The sequence below is a fragment of the Agrobacterium sp. CNPSo 3708 genome (assembly GCF_028674915.1).
GTDB classification, from domain to species: Bacteria; Pseudomonadota; Alphaproteobacteria; order Rhizobiales; family Rhizobiaceae; genus Agrobacterium; species Agrobacterium cavarae.
This window is the reverse complement of sequence record NZ_JAQZSF010000002.1, coordinates 270,158-285,351: the sequence shown is the minus strand read 5'-3', so window position 1 is coordinate 285,351 and position 15,194 is coordinate 270,158. Positions and strand designations below refer to the sequence as shown.

The window sequence follows — 15,194 nt, the reverse complement described above, 5'->3', positions numbered from 1 at the left end:
TGTGAGAATTGAGAACGGCCTGCACTGGCCAACGAGGCGGTCCTTGAAGCCGCACTACGAACAGGAATTGAAACATGCTTGAAATCATCGACCTGCACGCAAAGATCGCCGATACCGAAACCGAGATCATCAAGGGTCTGAACCTGAAGGTTGCCGCTGGCGAAGTGGCGGCCATCATGGGTCCTAACGGCTCCGGCAAGTCCACGCTGTCCTATATTCTTTCGGGCCGCGAAGATTACGAAGTAACCTCTGGCGATATTCTCTATAATGGCGAGAGCATTCTGGAGCTGGACGCGGCAGAACGTGCTGCCAAGGGCATCTTCCTCGCTTTCCAGTACCCGGTCGAAATTCCAGGCGTTGCGACCATGCAGTTCCTGAAGGTTGCGATGAACGAGCAGCGCAAGGCACGCGGCGAAGCTGAACTTACAACGCCTGACTTCATCAAGAAGGTGAAGGAAGCGGCTGGCGATCTGAAGATCGACATGGACATGCTGAAGCGTCCGCTCAATGTCGGCTTCTCCGGCGGTGAGAAGAAGCGCGCGGAAATCCTGCAGATGGCGCTGCTTGAGCCGAAGCTCTGCGTTCTGGACGAAACGGACTCCGGTCTCGACATTGATGCGCTGAAAATCGTTGCCGATGGCGTCAACGCGTTGAAGTCTCCGGATCGTGCGACCGTCGTCATCACCCACTATCAGCGCCTGCTCGATTACATCGTGCCGGACAGCGTCCATGTTCTTTATAAGGGCAAGATCATCCGTTCGGGCGACAAGGCACTGGCGCTGGAACTGGAAAACAATGGTTACGCCGACATCATCGGTGAAGCGGCCTAATCAGCGGGCCAGGAGACCATGTCCATGAATATTCAAACGACAAACAGGCTGACACCTGCGGAAACCGCACTGGTGGAAGCCTTCACAGCCAAGTTCACCGAGCTTCCCGGCAATGGCGATGTCGTCGCTGCGCGCGACGTGCTGTTCGACGACTTGAAGACCGCCGGTCTTCCGACGCGTCGCATCGAGGCCTGGCACTATACCGATATGAAAACCCTGCTGCGCAGCATCCCCGAGGATGCCTCTGCGCCGGTGATCGAGAAGCGTGATTCAGCCGTTGCCGGATCGCAGGTTGTCTATCTACGCCACGGCAAGTCGGCAGATACCGAGATCGTCGATTTCGAAGTTGTAAGCTTTGCCGAAAGCCTGCTGGATGGCACGGCTGCCGGCTCGCTTGTGGCGGCTGACAAGGACGACATGATCGGCCGCCTGAATGGCAGCTTCGTGCGTGATGGTTACTCGGTAACCGTGCCGGATGAGGCCCAGATCGAGCGTCCGCTTGAGCTTCAGGTGATCCATGGCGCCGGGCAGGTTCACACCCGCTCTCCAGTTCGCTTCGGCAAGGGCTCCAAGGCCACGATCATCGAGCGTCACCTGTCGATTGCTGCGGAAGCAGCACTTGTCACGCATGTCACCGATCTTGAGGTTCAAGACGGAGCGGAAGCCACCTATATCCTTTTGCAGCAGCAGGGTGTGGCCGATACGCATCTGGCTCAATTGCGCATCAAGCTTGGCGCGGACGCCAATCTTCGCCTCTTCATCATCAATGCAGGCGGCAAGCTCGTGCGCCAGGAACTGCGCATCGATGTGGAGGGTGAGGGCACCGATCTCTCCGTGCGTGGCGTCAACCTGCTGGGCGGCGAAACCCATACGGATGTGACGATGGTTCTCGGCCACAACGTGCCGAACACGACCTCGACGGAAATCTTCCGCAACGTCGTCTTCGATCGTGCCAAGGGTATCTTCCAGGGTATGATCCGGGTCGCGCCCGATGCCCAGAAGACAGACGCCAAGATGTCCTGCAACACCCTGCTGATGTCCGACGATGGCGAATTTTCGGCAAAGCCTGAACTTGAAATCTTCGCAGACGACGTTCAGTGCGGCCATGGCGCAACTGTTGCCGATATCAGCGACGAACACCTTTATTACCTGATGGCGCGTGGCGTGCCGCGGGCGAAGGCGCGTGCCATGCTGGTGAACGCATTCGTCGCGGCAATCGTCGAAGAGTTGGAAGACGACAATCTGGTAGAGGCGCTGGAAGGTATCATCTCCAGCTGGCTGGAAGATCATGCCTGATAATAGCGAACGCGCCGTCAGAGCGGCTCCCTACGATGTCGAGGCCGTGCGCAAGGATTTTCCAATCCTTTCGCGTGAGGTCTATGGCAAGCCGCTTGTCTACCTGGACAATGGCGCGTCCGCGCAGAAGCCGCAGGTGGTCATCGATGCGGTGTCGCATGCCTATTCCAACGAATATGCCAATGTGCATCGCGGCCTGCATTTTCTCTCCAATGCGGCAACGGATGCCTATGAAGCATCGCGCGAAAAGGTGCGACGCTTTTTGAATGCCGGCTCGGTGGATGAAATCGTCTTCACCAAGTCTTCTACCGAGGCGATCAACACGGTCGCCTATGGCTACGGCATGCCGAAGATCGGCGAGGGCGATGAGATCGTCCTCTCGATCATGGAGCACCATTCCAATATCGTGCCTTGGCATTTTATCCGCGAGCGGCAGGGTGCCAAGCTCGTCTGGGTGCCGGTGGATGACGAAGGCGCGTTTCATATCGAGGCTTTCGAAAAAAGTCTGACGGAGCGCACCAAGCTCGTCGCCATCACCCATATGTCCAACGCGCTCGGCACCATCGTGCCCGTCAAGGAAATTTGCCGCATTGCCCACGAGCGCGGGATCCCGGTGCTGATCGATGGCAGCCAGGGTGCGGTTCACATGCCGGTCGATGTCCGCGATATCGATTGTGACTGGTACGTGATGACGGGTCACAAGCTCTATGGCCCATCGGGTATCGGCGTTCTCTACGGCAAGGCCGACCGGTTGAAAGAGATGCGTCCCTTCCAGGGCGGCGGGGAAATGATCCTCGACGTCTCTGAGGACGAGATCACCTATAACGAGCCGCCGCATCGTTTCGAGGCGGGCACGCCGCCGATCGTCCAAGCGATCGGTCTCGGCTATGCACTGGACTATATGGATAATCTCGGACGCGCGGCGATCGCTGCACATGAGGCGGATCTTGCCGCCTATGCCACCGAACGTCTGCGAGACATCAACTCTCTGCGCATCATCGGCAATGCGCCGGGGAAGGGTGGCATCTTCTCCTTCGAGCTTGAAGGCATCCATGCCCATGATGTCTCGATGGTCATCGACCGCCGCGGCGTCGCCGTGCGCGCCGGTACACATTGCGCCATGCCGCTCTTGAAACGCTTCGGCGTGACCTCCACATGCCGAGCATCATTCGGGCTTTACAATACCCGCGCGGAAGTGGATGCGCTGGCCGAAGCACTCGATTACGCCCGCAAATTTTTCGCCTGACATCGGAATTGAGGATCAGGACCATGAGCACCGATACGACAGAACAGCTGCAGGATCTGGCACAATCGCCTGCAGAAGAGGCTGTGCAAGCCCCTGCCAAGACCTCCAGCATCGCCCCGGATGAGCTGGCGCGGCTCAGCGACGACGTCGTGGCCGCGCTGAAGACCGTCTACGATCCGGAAATTCCAGCCGATATTTTCGAACTTGGTCTCATCTACAAGATCGACATCGAAGACGACCGGATGGTCAAGATCGTCATGACGCTGACTGCACCCGGTTGCCCCGTTGCCGGAGAAATGCCGGGTTGGGTGGAAAACGCGGTTGGCGCCGTCGAGGGCGTATCCGGCGTGACGGTTGAAATGACCTTCGATCCGCCCTGGACGCCGGATCGCATGTCGGAAGAAGCGCAGGTTGCGGTGGGCTGGTACTGAGCGCGGTCGATTGCACAATCGACAACACTTGATACCGTCGCGACGCAAGACTAGATTTAAGTCCATAAACATCGGGCCTTGAACCCGACTGTCGAAGGAGTGGTGAGCCCATGGGCTTTGCAGTGATGACAATGACGGAGGCTGCGGCCTCTCGCGTCAAGGCGATCGTTGATAATTCGGGCGCTGAGGCCAAGGGCGTGCGGGTCGGGATCAAGAAGGGCGGCTGCGCCGGGATGGAATACACCATCGATCTCGTAACCGAGCCTGATTCCAAGGACGACCTGATCGAGCATGATGGTGCAAAGGTCTGGATTCAGCCATCCGCCGTGCTCTACCTGCTTGGCACGCAGATGGATTTCGAAGTCACCAAGATGCGCTCCGGCTTTACCTTTAACAATCCGAACCAGACATCGGCATGCGGCTGCGGCGAATCCGTCGAACTGAAGGCCGCAGATCTTGCCATGCTCGCCAAGCAGCGTGAGGCCGAGGCAAGCGTCTGAGAAATGCCGGTTGGCATTGCGGTGCTTGTTCCCAAGCACCGCGACACTTCATTTTCCAAAGACGGTACTTAAGCGGATTGCCCCTCTAGCAGGGCTTCCTGTGTGGCAATCTCGGCCATCGTCATTGCGGCTTCTCGCGTCTTTGCAGCCGCGATAAAGCGCCCATTGTGACAGAAGGTTGCGCCTTCAACGCCGCTCGCCTGCTCCAGATCGCCATTGGTCAAGCCAGCCCAGGAGACGGGCAGATCGGCGCGAAGCTCGAAACCTTCTTCCGCGCGGCGGATGCCTGTGACGCACCAGTCCTTGTCGCGAGGATGAACGACGAAGAGCAGATGATCGGCACCGGCCTTGACGATGGCTGGCCTGAAAGGCATTCCGATCGGCAATTCCAAGATGCGTCTTTCGCCGGTGCGCTCTATGGCTTTGAGAACCAGCGTCTCTGCCCGCAGCTTTGCGGCCTTCTTCTCGATGCCGGCTTCGACAAAGGCGCGAGCGATCGCAAGCGCGCTCTGGAAGGCTTCGTCGTCAGCTCCTGGTTCACGGTTGTCGAATGAAGGTTTCAAGGTTTCCAAAAGAGACGGCAAGGTGAGACCGGCAAGCTCGCCGGCAATGGCCGGGCTCAGCGCCCCATTGTCGGTAAGGTCAATCGGTAGCACAAAGCTCTTGTCGAAAGACGCGTGGACGTTTTCGATATCGGCGCCAGCAACGCCAAGCGCGGTGAGATAATCTCGACCGTAATGTTTCCACACAAGGCCAAATGAACTGTAGGGCTGACCATCCTCACGCAGCGGGGCGCCGCGCTGGTGGTGATCGAAGATCTGCGCCTCGGCATCATAGGCCCCGCCAACATCATAGATGACCCGGTCTTGCGCAGGGGTGATCCACTCCGGCGCGCGGCTGCGAACGATCTTGGCCGTCGGATAAAGCCGGGTGAGAATGACGCTGGAGAGCAATTCATCGGCATGGAAGCCGCCGGAATGAGTGACGAGGAATTCCACCGCCATGGCGCAGTAAACCTTTTGCTGAAAGTCAAGTAACCGGGCAGTTACCCGTTATTTCGACCTGCTGCAACTGGCGGCTTATTGAATGGCTGTAATTTCCAACTCTTGCTCGCCCACCGTGACAATATCACCAACGGCCTTGCCGTTGAGAGCGCGAGCGACGGGGGAAACATAGGAAATGGACCCGGCCTTCGGGTCGGCCTCATCTTCGCCGACGATACGGTAGGATTGCACGCGGCCATCTTCACGCGTGAAGGTGACGGTACTTCCGAAGGAGACAACATCGTTTGCCTCGGGTGCGGGCATAACCTGCGCGGTGCGCAGCCGCTCCGCCAGATAGCGGATATCGCGCAGATGTGGCGCGATCTGGCGCCGGCGTTCGTTCACGTCCTCCACCGCATTGGCAATCTCATGCGCGGCGCGGGCAGCTTTCATCTGTTCTTCAAGGAGCTTGAGACCTGCTTCGGTGACGAGGTTGGGATGTTGCGAGACAGGGCGATCCGGCAGCTGGGTTTCCGCTGCAGTTTCCGCACTCTCTTCTTTCACAAACGCAACGCTCACGGTCCAACTCCCTCAACTCTCGCTCGTTTTCATATGGGGAGCGCAGGGCGCTTCAGCAAGTTCGACAGCCTCGTTACTCGTGGCGCAATGCCTCGATAGGGCTGAGGCTTGCGGCACGGCGAGCCGGAAAATAGCCGAACACCACGCCGATAGCGGCCGAGAAGGCGAAGGCGACGGCGATGATCACCGGGCTGGTGACGAAGGGCACGCCAAGGAAGCTGACGACCGCATAGGCCAGGCCAAGGCCTGTCAAAATTCCCGCGGTCCCGCCGAAGGCCGAAAGCATGACGGCCTCGACGAGGAACTGTGTCAGAACCTGCTTTTCCAGAGCGCCGATGGCAAGCCGGATGCCGATCTCGCGCGTTCGTTCCGTCACCGACACCAGCATGATGTTCATGATGCCGATCCCGCCGACCAGAAGACTGACGGCGGCGACAGCGCCGAGCAACCCCGTCAAAAGGGTGGTGGTACCGGTCATGGCAGACGCGATCTGCGCCATGTCGTTGACAGTGAAATCGTCCTGGCGGCCAAGCCCGATGCGCCGGCGCTCGCGCAGCAGATTTTCCAGGTCGGACTGCACTTTTGCAGTCGAGACTCCGTCTTGGGCGGAGACCATGATGGAGGAGATCGTCGTCGTGCCGCCAATGCGACGCTGATGAATTTTCAGCGGCATGATCACGGTGTCATCCTGATCATCGCCGAGACCTGATTGCCCTTTGCGCCCCAGAACAGCGATGACCGGGCAGGAGATGTTGCTCACACGGATCGTCTGTCCCACCGGATCGGACGATCCGAACAGTTCCTGTCGAACGGTTTCACCGATGATGCAGCCGATCTGTCCCCCGCGATCTTCAGCGGGCAGAAACTCGCGGCCTAGCGCTATCGTCCAGTCCTGCGCGATCAGATAGTCGTTGGTTGTGCCGACGACGCTCGTCTGGTGGTTCTTGCCGCCATAAATGACCGTTGCCGCAGATGACCGGTTTAACGGCGCGACAGCCCGCACACCGCTGATCTGGTCGCGGATGGCCTGTACGTCGCTATCAGTAAAGCGTTTGGCATCGACACTGGCGCGACCGGGGCCGAATTGTCCGGGCCTGACAAAAAGCATGTTGGTGCCGAGGCGCGAGAGCTCAGACTTTACCTGCTCCGTCGTGCCATTGCCGATGGTGACCATGGCGATGACCGCTGCCACACCGATAACGACGCCGAGCACGGTGAGGAAGGAGCGCAGCATGTTGCGGCTGATGGCACGCATGGCGAGCCTGACGGTCTCAAAGAACATCGGTGGCCTCCATTCCATGCTTGACGGCGCTGTCCGAACCCAGACGGCCATCGACGAAGCGCAGCAGGCGCTTGGCATGGGCGGCGATATCTTCTTCATGGGTCACCATCACGACGGTGATGCCGCGATCGCGATTGAGCGAGGTGATCAGGTCCATGATCTCGATGCTGGTTTTGGTGTCGAGATTGCCTGTCGGCTCGTCGGCAAGAAGCAAGGCCGGCTTGGTGACGATGGCACGGGCAATTGCCACGCGCTGCTGCTGCCCGCCGGACAGCTCCTGCGTGGTGTGGTGTTCACGCCCCTTCAGCCCGACCTGTGCCAAGGCCTCCATGGCAAGCGCTCGCCGCTCTGCGGATTTCATGCCGCGATAGATCAATGGCAGCTCGACATTCTCGACGGCCGATGTACGCGAAAGCAGGTTGAAGCCCTGAAACACAAAGCCCAGCATGTGGCGGCGAAGCAGCGTCAGGTGCTCATTGTCGAAGCCGCTGGTGGGCACGCCCTGAAACAGATATTCTCCCGATGTGGGCGTATCCAGGCAGCCGATGATGTTCATCGAAGTGGACTTGCCAGAGCCGGATGGTCCCATGATGGCGACGAAGTCGTGTTCATTGATTGACAAGCTGACGCCGTCCAGCGCCCGAATGGCCGCTTCGCCTTTACCATATTGCTTCACGACATCGCGGAATTCGATCAGAGGCGGTGCGCTCATGCTTCCACTCCCGCCTAGCTGCTGCGTTGGGTTGCGTCGGTGATCACCTGGTCGCCGGGCTTCAACTCGTCCGAGGTCACGGCGGTGAACTGGCCGTCGGTGGAGCTCGTCTGGACCGATACACTGACAGGCGTGCCGTTGCGCAGAACCCAAACCTGACGCTTGCCCGCCGCTGCCTGCTCGGCACCGCTGCCGCGCGAGCGGTTCATGCGCGGAGGGCGGAAAAGGCCCATCAGCCCGCCGCCGCGCGAAGCGTTCTCCCGCGGTGGGGTGTAGCGCAAGGCGGCATTAGGAACGAGCAGCGCATCTTTCACATGTTCGACCACGATATTTGCGGTCGCCGTCATGCCGGGGCGCAGCAGGAGTTCTGCATTGTCCACCGTCAGAATACCCTTGTAGGTCACGACGTTGGAGACGGTTTCTGAGGCAAAACGAACGGTTTCGATTTTCGCCGGGAAACGGCGCTCGGGATAGGCATCCACATTGAAGGTGGCCTCCTGACCAGCCTCTACCTTGCCGACATCCGCCTCATCGATCGAGACCTGAAGCTCCATGCGGCGCAGATCCCCGGCGATGGTGAAGAGCACCGGCGCATTCAAGGACGAAGCCACGGTCGCGCCGGGATCGACATCGCGCGTCAGGATCACGCCATCGATGGGAGACACAATCTTCGCCTTGCTGAGATTGACTTCCGCAAGCCGCAGATCCGCCTCGGAGGAAAGCACCGTCGCTTCATTGACCTCCAGCGTTGCCGCAGCCGCATCGCGGTTGAACTGCGCCGCATCGAGATCCTGCTGGCTGGAGACGCGGTTCTGCACCAGCGATCTCAGCCGCTCCAGCGATGTGTTGGCCGAGCCGAGATCGGCTTTCGCTTTTGCGACATTGGCTCTGGCGGAGGCAAGCTTGGCGCGCGCGCTCTGCACATCGGCCTCAAGTTTGTTGGTGTCGAGTTCAGCCAGAATGTCGCCCGCTTTCACCGGACTGTTAAAGGTGACGTTGACCTTGCGGATCGTGCCGGAGAGCTCGCTCGATATATCCACCTGGTCGGTGGGCTGCACCGAACCGGTGGAGGTGACGATCACGGAGAGATCGCCGCGCTTTGCTTCCTGCGTTGTGTAGGTGTAGGCGACCCGAGCACCGGCAAAGGCAAAATAGTAGGTCGCCGCACCAGCAACCATCAGCAGCGCGAGAATGATATAGAGCGAACGCCTGGATTTCTTTCTTCCGGTTTTCGAAGACACCAGAATGTCGCGAAGATCGGGCTTCGCTTCCTGGCTGGTCGTTTTCTCGCTACTGGCGTCCAAGTGGTTCATTCCCATTGTCTGAGAGATTGCAGAAGTTGTGCCTTGATAGGTGGCTATCTGAGGAAGCTACTGCAACTGCTAAAATACGTCTGCTGGATCGCACGGCTGGAAGGGTGGGTGAAGTGAAAACTTCGTAATCTTCCCGCTACGTGCATCCCATCCCACAATCAGGGACGGCTAAGCCGATTGAGAAAAAACAAACGAAAAGGTGATTTTAGCTGTTGCAGGGTCTGCGGTAACCGTGTATCTCCCCGCTCACGACATCGGCGGAGTGTAGCGCAGTCTGGTAGCGCATCTGGTTTGGGACCAGAGGGTCGGGAGTTCGAATCTCTCCACTCCGACCATTCGACAAATCCTTGATTTGTCTGGATTTTATATTTCCCCATTCATCATTGAAATTGCTCTGGTGAGCGTGTGTGAACGTTAAGCGTTTTTCTGCTGCGCTTGCTGTTTCTATGAACGACGTCTCGCAGTGTGATGTCGAGGCGCCGATGGATTGCGTTTTTTAGCTGTCGTCTCAAGCCTTGGTATTGTCGGTCGCCTCTGAAGGCTGTCCTGCAGGAAGATGGATGGACTCCTGCCGCGCACTTTGAAGCCTTAAGCCTCATACCCCGTATTGGAAGTGCACCCAGATCAAAGCGCAGAGCGCGACGCCGCCGATAATAACGGCGAGCAGCTTGCTCTGGCCGGGACGGGGCTTCTTCGGCGGTTGTGGCTTGCGAAACTTGATGACGTTATCGCTCATGATGCGTGTCTCCTCTTAGGTGTCGCGATAGAATATGCTTCGCGCGTCCCATTCAAGCGTGGCTTTCGCTTTTTCTGTTGGTGAAGGCTCTTATGTTTCGGAGCGCGCCGGCCTCTTTACGGAGGTATAACGGCCGCTCTATCCTCTTTAATTGAGGCGTCGTGCTTTCTGAAATTCGGTTAGGATTTTCAGGCCGATGCTGTAGCATCTACAAAGCAAGCGGCTTGACTTCGCGCGGGAGTCAGTCCAAGTGAAATTCTGATGCCGACCGTAATAAAATGGTTACGGGAAGCCGCGTAGAAAGAGCGTCATCGCGCTTGATCGCAAGACTGGAGCAGTTGAAATGTCTGCAAAAATTTATCGTCCGGCAAAGACCGCCATGCAGTCCGGCAAGGCCAAGACGAATATCTGGGTGCTGGAATTCGACGCTGAGGTTCCGCGAAAGATCGATCCGATCATGGGCTACACGTCCTCATCGGACATGAAGCAGCAGGTCAAGCTCAATTTCGACACACAGGAACAGGCCGAAGCCTACGCACAGCGCAAGGGCATCGAGTATCGCGTGATCCAGCCAAAGGAAGCAGAGCGCCAGACGGTTTCCTACACGGACAACTTCCGCTACACGCGCACGCAGCCCTGGACACACTAACCGTTTTCGGCGCCTCCACGGCGCCGCGAGTGGCCCCTTAGCTCAACTGGATAGAGCAACTGCCTTCTAAGCAGTAGGTCGCAGGTTCGAGTCCTGCAGGGGTCGCCAAAAGAATCCAATCTTAGACTCAACTTTTTCTTAAGCCCTTGAAATGGGTCTCGAGCTTTTGATGCCGTGGAAGAGGCTGAGCGGTAGTAGATTGCCCTTGAGATACAACTTTTGAGGCAGCCAGTTTTGATTGTTTCGCAAGCTCCGTACCGAGAGGTTCTGAGTGATAAGCGGCCAGTATCTCCGGCATTGGGTTGGCGTCCGTCGATCCGCCACCGTAGCATCGGGCCGAAGAGCAAGTGCCCTATTGAAATGGAAGATTTGCAATTGGTCGGAAGCTTCCAAGCGAGTTATCGACTGCAAGCTATATGACGTGATACTGATCTGGTCGAAAGAGGGTTTTAGTATGAAGACATTTGATGCGCGCGCTTACAGCATTGCCGATTTTCTCGAGTGGAGCAATAATGGGCTGCTCGACCTATCGCCAAAGTTTCAACGCCGAGGAGTTTGGACGCGAGCGGCGAAGTCTTATCTGATCGATACGATTATCCGAGGCAAGCCTATGCCTAAGGTTCTTTTAACGCAGGAGCTGCTGGATAAGAAAAACGTCAGGACGGTCATAGACGGGCAGCAGAGAATCCGTACAATCATTGAATTCGTTGCCGGTGGATTTACCGTTTTAAAGGCGCACAATGCTCAGTTCGCAGGCGTGCATTTCGCTGACTTGGATGAAGATATTAAGACGACTATATTGCAATATGAGGTCGGTGTCGATCTTCTATACAATGTTAGTCTTTCCGAGATGCTCGATATATTTGCTCGCATCAATACATATTCTGTGACTCTGAATCGTCAGGAACAACTTAACGCGAAGTATCTAGGCGTCTTCAAAATTAGCGCTTACGAACTGGGTCATGCATATATCAGTTACATTCTCGACGGCGGAATCCTTACCGAGAAGCAAATCAGTCGCATGGGTGAGGCCCAATTGGCCTCAGATCTTCTGGTGGCGATGGTGGATGGCGTACAAACCATAAAGAACATCGAGCGTCTTTACAAAAAGTTCGAGAGCTTTGAAGTTGCTCCCGCTCAGGTTGAGGAAGGCGTGGTCCGCTATCATAAAGCCATGAAGTTTGTAGGCGCCCTTTATAAGGCTGAAGAGCTTGCGTCTACAAACTGGTCTAGGCCACATTGGTTTTACACGTTGTTTACGTGCGTTGCGCATGCCCTTGAGCCAATTAAGGGGCTGGAAGCCTGTCCGAGACCGAAACTTTCTGCCCAAACGGTTCTGCAGTGGCGATCCAGTCTCGATGAACTAAGTGCACTTTACACGGAGTATACCGAAGACGAAGACGCGGAGGTCCCTAACCCGTGGCTGAGGTTCATTAATTATGCCCAGCGTCGGACGACGGATACTGAGGCCCGCGTAGAAAGAGCGCGGTTCGTACTTTCGAAGATCGAAGATGACACCTGAAGAGCTGGCAGATTATCGACAGAACATTTCTGAAAAGCACCTCGTCCTTGTCGGGTTTGCCGATGATCTGCCTGTTGCTGGAGACGACGTTGAATCTGAGGATCATCATGCGGATTCAGTTGCAGAGGCGATTTTTCTGCGTGGCTTTACGACTTACGAGTCACATATCGAAAAGCTTTTTTTCCATTACGTGACTGGTGGCCTCTCTGCTAACGGAGTCGCGGCGGCAAGCCATCTTAAACCGAGTAATGAGGAAATTGCCCGTAAAATCGTGAAGGCGGGCTTCAAGTTCTTGAGTTGGGCTAAGCCTAGCAACACCAGCCTAACTGCGCAGCTTTATCTTGAGAATGGTTGGCCACTTGTCGACATGATGGCTACTAAGACGCAGGAGCTATCTGACTGTGAGCGTATTCGAAATAGGATAGCCCATCTTTCAACTGAATCTGCCACAGATTTTGGCGTCGTGCAGCGGAATCTGCTGGCAACTGAGCGTCTTTTCTCTATCACGCCAGGACAATTGCTTAGGATCAGGCACCGCCGACACAGAATGTCCAATTTGAAACGTTATCTGAATGTTATGTACGAGACGATTGACTCCATAATCGATCCTCCGCCTTGACCCTTTTATCCACTTCTTCGATCGATTAAAGAATCGAGTTCGAACCACGTTGACGTGGAAACGATAGTAAGGAGATGATTAACAATCCGTCCGGCCGAGATTTACCTATGTTTTCGGTTCGCTCGGACAGCATGATTTTGGTGTCCACGAGAGGATTCGAACCTCCGACCCCAGGATTCATACCACTTCGGCTTTCGCCGCCGTCCCGCCGTTAGGTGGGCGCGTTCGTGGTCTGGACTGTCCCTTCACCATGGGCGTAAACGCCTTTAGGTGCTGCCCATCCAGTCTCTACACCTTCAACGGATTTCTCCGAAGCTTGGCTCGGGATTGGCATGCTGGAAGCCCAGCGAAGCGTTCCCCGACTTTGAGCAGATCGATCGCGTCGTTTCCGGGCGCGACCCCCAATTTCACTTAGGAATCCTGTGCTCTATCCTGCTGAGCTACGTGGACACACAGTGGCGCTTTTAAACCACTGGTCTTTCGGGATCAACCGCGTTCTGAGGCACATTTGTGATGTGCCCAGAAATTTTGAGATATCACCCCTGCAGCCGCTGTTCCGCAAGCTTCACCCAGTAGGAGATGCCATAGGCAAGTGCCTCGTCGTTGAAGTCGTAGCTTGGGTTATGCAGTCCTGCGGTGTCGCCATTGCCGATGAAGATGAAGGCGCCGGGGCGTTCCTTCAGCATGTAGGAGAAATCCTCGCCCGCCATGGAAGGATCGACATCGGCATCGACATTATTGGCGCCGACCACGTCGCGGGCAACTTCCGCTGCATAGTCGGTTTCTGCCGGATGGTTGACGGTTACAGGACAGTAGCGGTGATACTCCGCTTCCGCTTCCGCGCCGTTGGCAAGAGCGATGCCTTCGGCAATCTGGCGGATCCGCGCTTCCGCCATATCGCGCACGTCTTCATCGAGTGTCCGCACCGTGCCGGCGATCAGCGCCTCGTTGGGAATGATGTTGTGGCTGGTGCCGGCCTGGAAGCGCGTGACCGAAACGACGATCGAGCGCAGGGGATCGGCATTGCGGGAGGCGATCAATTGTAGATTGGTGACGATCTGCGCGCCGATGGCGATCGGATCTGCGGTCCGGTGTGGCTGAGCGGCATGGCCACCACGGCCTTTGACGGTGATGGTGAACTTGTCTGGCGCGGCCATGATGCCGCCCTTGCGAATGGCGAACTGGCCAAGCGGAATGCCCGGCATGTTGTGCATGCCATAGACCTCGTCCACCCCGAAACGATCCATCAACCGGTCTTCCACCATGGCGAGCGCGCCAGCACCTCCTTCTTCGGCAGGCTGGAAGATGACAACCACCGAGCCGTCGAAGTTGCGGGTCTCGCAAAGATATTTGGCGGCACCCAGCAGCATGGCCATATGTCCATCATGGCCGCAGGCGTGCATGTTGCCGGGCGTGAGAGAGGCCCAGGGCTTCCCGGTTTCCTCAAGGATCGGCAGGGCATCCATATCGGAGCGGAGGCCGATCGTTCGGCCGTTCTTGCTGCGGCCGTGGATGACGCCGACAACGCCGGTGCGGCCGATGCCATTGACGATTTCATCAACGCCAAAGGCGGTCAGCTTTTCGGTGACGAAGCGCGCGGTCTCCTCCACATCATAGAGAATTTCCGGGTTCTGATGAAGATGGCGGCGCCATTGCGTCGCTTCTTCCTGCAACTCGGCGGCTCTATTCAAGATGGGCATTCTCTTGGGTCCTGACTTTAGAAAAACGGCATGCGTGAATCGTGCTTCGGCTTGCCCAGATATTGCGCCGCATAATTGACGCAATCAATCTAGTTGCAAGATACTTATTTTACAACATTCGCAAACCCACACTAAATGCTTGCGCCCGTTGCTTTTTCTTTTCTTTGATAGCCTGAAAAGATTTGCTCGGCAAAGCAATCTTTGCTCGCCCTGATAAACCAATGGCTTTAACTCTGAGTTGTAGATACAACTTATAGGAGTTAAGCAGATGCAGTTTAAGGTTTGGGGAAAGATCGATGGCAAGCGTTTCGAACAGGTGTTCGCTGATGTGGCAGAATGGCGCGCAGAGCGCAAACTGATCGAACGGGTTGCAGCGGTTGTGGTGATGGGAATGGCAAGCGTTGAGGTGGCAGCATGAGCCAACTGCTTCCAGATGAATTCCGCGCTAAACTTCTTCAAAACAACAAGGAAGCCCGCGATACCGACTTAGTACCAGTCGTGAAATGGTTCACGCCGTGGGGTGCAGCAACGTGGCTGATTACGGAGATGGAGCAGGACGGTGATACCTGCTTTGGCCTTTGTGATCTTGGAGTTGGTGAACCCGAACTTGGTTATGTCAGCGTGACGGAATTGATGAGCGTGAAAGGCCCGCATGGTCTGCTGGTCGAACGTGATGAGCATTTCCGACCGACGAAGCCGCTATCCGCTTACACTGCCGCCGCACGTCGGGAACGCAAGATTATTGAGATCGATTGACATGGAAAAGCCCGGCACTGACCGGGCTTCTTTGTGACTG

The 15,194-nt window shown here is 56.8% G+C and carries 17 protein-coding genes and 2 tRNA genes; 12 read left to right on the top strand and 7 right to left on the bottom strand.

The window, feature by feature from the left end:
* The first annotated feature begins 74 nt into the window (after positions 1 to 74).
* The 5 genes from sufC (at position 75) to sufA (ending at position 4,303) form a co-directional block, all read left to right on the top strand.
* On the top strand, positions 75 to 830 hold the full coding sequence (gene sufC / locus PVA19_RS04315; RefSeq protein ID WP_062424300.1) for a Fe-S cluster assembly ATPase SufC: 756 nt from the start codon (positions 75 to 77) through the stop codon (positions 828 to 830).
* 24 nt (positions 831 to 854) lie between these two features.
* A complete protein-coding gene (sufD, locus tag PVA19_RS04310; RefSeq protein WP_274101312.1) occupies positions 855 to 2,126 on the top strand; it encodes a Fe-S cluster assembly protein SufD in 1,272 nt (423 codons plus the stop codon).
* Positions 2,119 to 3,372: a cysteine desulfurase gene (locus PVA19_RS04305; protein ID WP_112519657.1), complete on the top strand. Its 1,254-nt coding sequence runs from the start codon at positions 2,119 to 2,121 to the stop codon at positions 3,370 to 3,372. Before sufD ends, PVA19_RS04305 begins: the two co-directional genes overlap by 8 nt.
* A gap of 23 nt (positions 3,373 to 3,395) precedes the next feature.
* Positions 3,396 to 3,803 (top strand): SUF system Fe-S cluster assembly protein, encoded by a 408-nt coding sequence (locus PVA19_RS04300; RefSeq protein WP_082447347.1) that lies wholly within the window; start codon positions 3,396 to 3,398, stop codon positions 3,801 to 3,803.
* Between the two features lie 110 nt (positions 3,804 to 3,913).
* A complete protein-coding gene (sufA, locus tag PVA19_RS04295; RefSeq protein ID WP_062599946.1) occupies positions 3,914 to 4,303 on the top strand; it encodes a Fe-S cluster assembly scaffold SufA in 390 nt (129 codons plus the stop codon).
* Between the two features lie 68 nt (positions 4,304 to 4,371).
* Here sufA and PVA19_RS04290 read toward each other — a convergent pair whose 3' ends face one another.
* The 5 genes from PVA19_RS04290 to PVA19_RS04270 form a co-directional block, all read right to left on the bottom strand.
* Positions 4,372 to 5,307, bottom strand: coding sequence for an MYG1 family protein (locus PVA19_RS04290; RefSeq protein WP_062599945.1), 936 nt, complete (start codon positions 5,305 to 5,307; stop codon positions 4,372 to 4,374).
* A 75-nt stretch (positions 5,308 to 5,382) separates the two neighbouring features.
* Entirely contained in the window at positions 5,383 to 5,865 is a 483-nt protein-coding gene (gene greA / locus PVA19_RS04285; protein ID WP_062599944.1) for a transcription elongation factor GreA, read from the bottom strand.
* Between the two features lie 73 nt (positions 5,866 to 5,938).
* Complete coding sequence (locus PVA19_RS04280) at positions 5,939 to 7,147, bottom strand: ABC transporter permease (protein WP_062424306.1); 1,209 nt, start codon at positions 7,145 to 7,147, stop codon at positions 5,939 to 5,941.
* A complete protein-coding gene (locus tag PVA19_RS04275; RefSeq protein ID WP_062441459.1) occupies positions 7,137 to 7,859 on the bottom strand; it encodes an ABC transporter ATP-binding protein in 723 nt (240 codons plus the stop codon). The genes PVA19_RS04280 and PVA19_RS04275 overlap by 11 nt, the downstream gene beginning before the upstream one ends.
* Before the next feature lie 14 nt (positions 7,860 to 7,873).
* Complete coding sequence (locus PVA19_RS04270; RefSeq protein WP_274101311.1) at positions 7,874 to 9,172, bottom strand: efflux RND transporter periplasmic adaptor subunit; 1,299 nt, start codon at positions 9,170 to 9,172, stop codon at positions 7,874 to 7,876.
* Positions 9,173 to 9,430: 258 nt separating this feature from the next.
* Between PVA19_RS04270 and PVA19_RS04265 the strand changes: the two genes are divergently transcribed.
* Positions 9,431 to 9,507 (top strand) — tRNA-Pro (locus PVA19_RS04265).
* Positions 9,508 to 9,767: 260 nt separating this feature from the next.
* On the opposite strand, the gene PVA19_RS04260 is transcribed toward PVA19_RS04265, so the two are convergent.
* The gene (locus tag PVA19_RS04260; protein ID WP_274101310.1) at positions 9,768 to 9,908 is read right to left on the bottom strand and encodes a hypothetical protein; all 141 of its coding nucleotides are present in this window, start codon (positions 9,906 to 9,908) and stop codon (positions 9,768 to 9,770) included.
* Between the two features lie 343 nt (positions 9,909 to 10,251).
* On the opposite strand from PVA19_RS04260, the gene PVA19_RS04255 reads away from it, so the two are divergent.
* From PVA19_RS04255 to PVA19_RS04240, 4 genes are all read left to right on the top strand, one after another.
* The gene (locus PVA19_RS04255) at positions 10,252 to 10,557 is read left to right on the top strand and encodes an ETC complex I subunit (protein ID WP_062424309.1); all 306 of its coding nucleotides are present in this window, start codon (positions 10,252 to 10,254) and stop codon (positions 10,555 to 10,557) included.
* A gap of 31 nt (positions 10,558 to 10,588) precedes the next feature.
* A tRNA-Arg gene (locus tag PVA19_RS04250) sits at positions 10,589 to 10,665 on the top strand.
* 346 nt (positions 10,666 to 11,011) lie between these two features.
* On the top strand, positions 11,012 to 12,079 hold the full coding sequence (locus tag PVA19_RS04245) for a DUF262 domain-containing protein (RefSeq protein ID WP_274101308.1): 1,068 nt from the start codon (positions 11,012 to 11,014) through the stop codon (positions 12,077 to 12,079).
* A complete protein-coding gene (locus PVA19_RS04240) occupies positions 12,069 to 12,698 on the top strand; it encodes a hypothetical protein (RefSeq protein WP_274101307.1) in 630 nt (209 codons plus the stop codon). The genes PVA19_RS04245 and PVA19_RS04240 overlap by 11 nt, the downstream gene beginning before the upstream one ends.
* A gap of 536 nt (positions 12,699 to 13,234) precedes the next feature.
* Here PVA19_RS04240 and PVA19_RS04235 read toward each other — a convergent pair.
* The gene (locus PVA19_RS04235) at positions 13,235 to 14,398 is read right to left on the bottom strand and encodes a M20 aminoacylase family protein (RefSeq protein WP_274101306.1); all 1,164 of its coding nucleotides are present in this window, start codon (positions 14,396 to 14,398) and stop codon (positions 13,235 to 13,237) included.
* 268 nt (positions 14,399 to 14,666) lie between these two features.
* On the opposite strand from PVA19_RS04235, the gene PVA19_RS04230 reads away from it, so the two are divergent.
* Both PVA19_RS04230 and PVA19_RS04225 read left to right on the top strand, forming a co-directional pair.
* Complete coding sequence (locus PVA19_RS04230; RefSeq protein ID WP_274101305.1) at positions 14,667 to 14,816, top strand: hypothetical protein; 150 nt, start codon at positions 14,667 to 14,669, stop codon at positions 14,814 to 14,816.
* Positions 14,813 to 15,154, top strand: coding sequence for a DUF2958 domain-containing protein (locus tag PVA19_RS04225; RefSeq protein ID WP_274101304.1), 342 nt, complete (start codon positions 14,813 to 14,815; stop codon positions 15,152 to 15,154). Before PVA19_RS04230 ends, PVA19_RS04225 begins: the two co-directional genes overlap by 4 nt.
* Positions 15,155 to 15,194 lie beyond the last annotated feature (40 nt).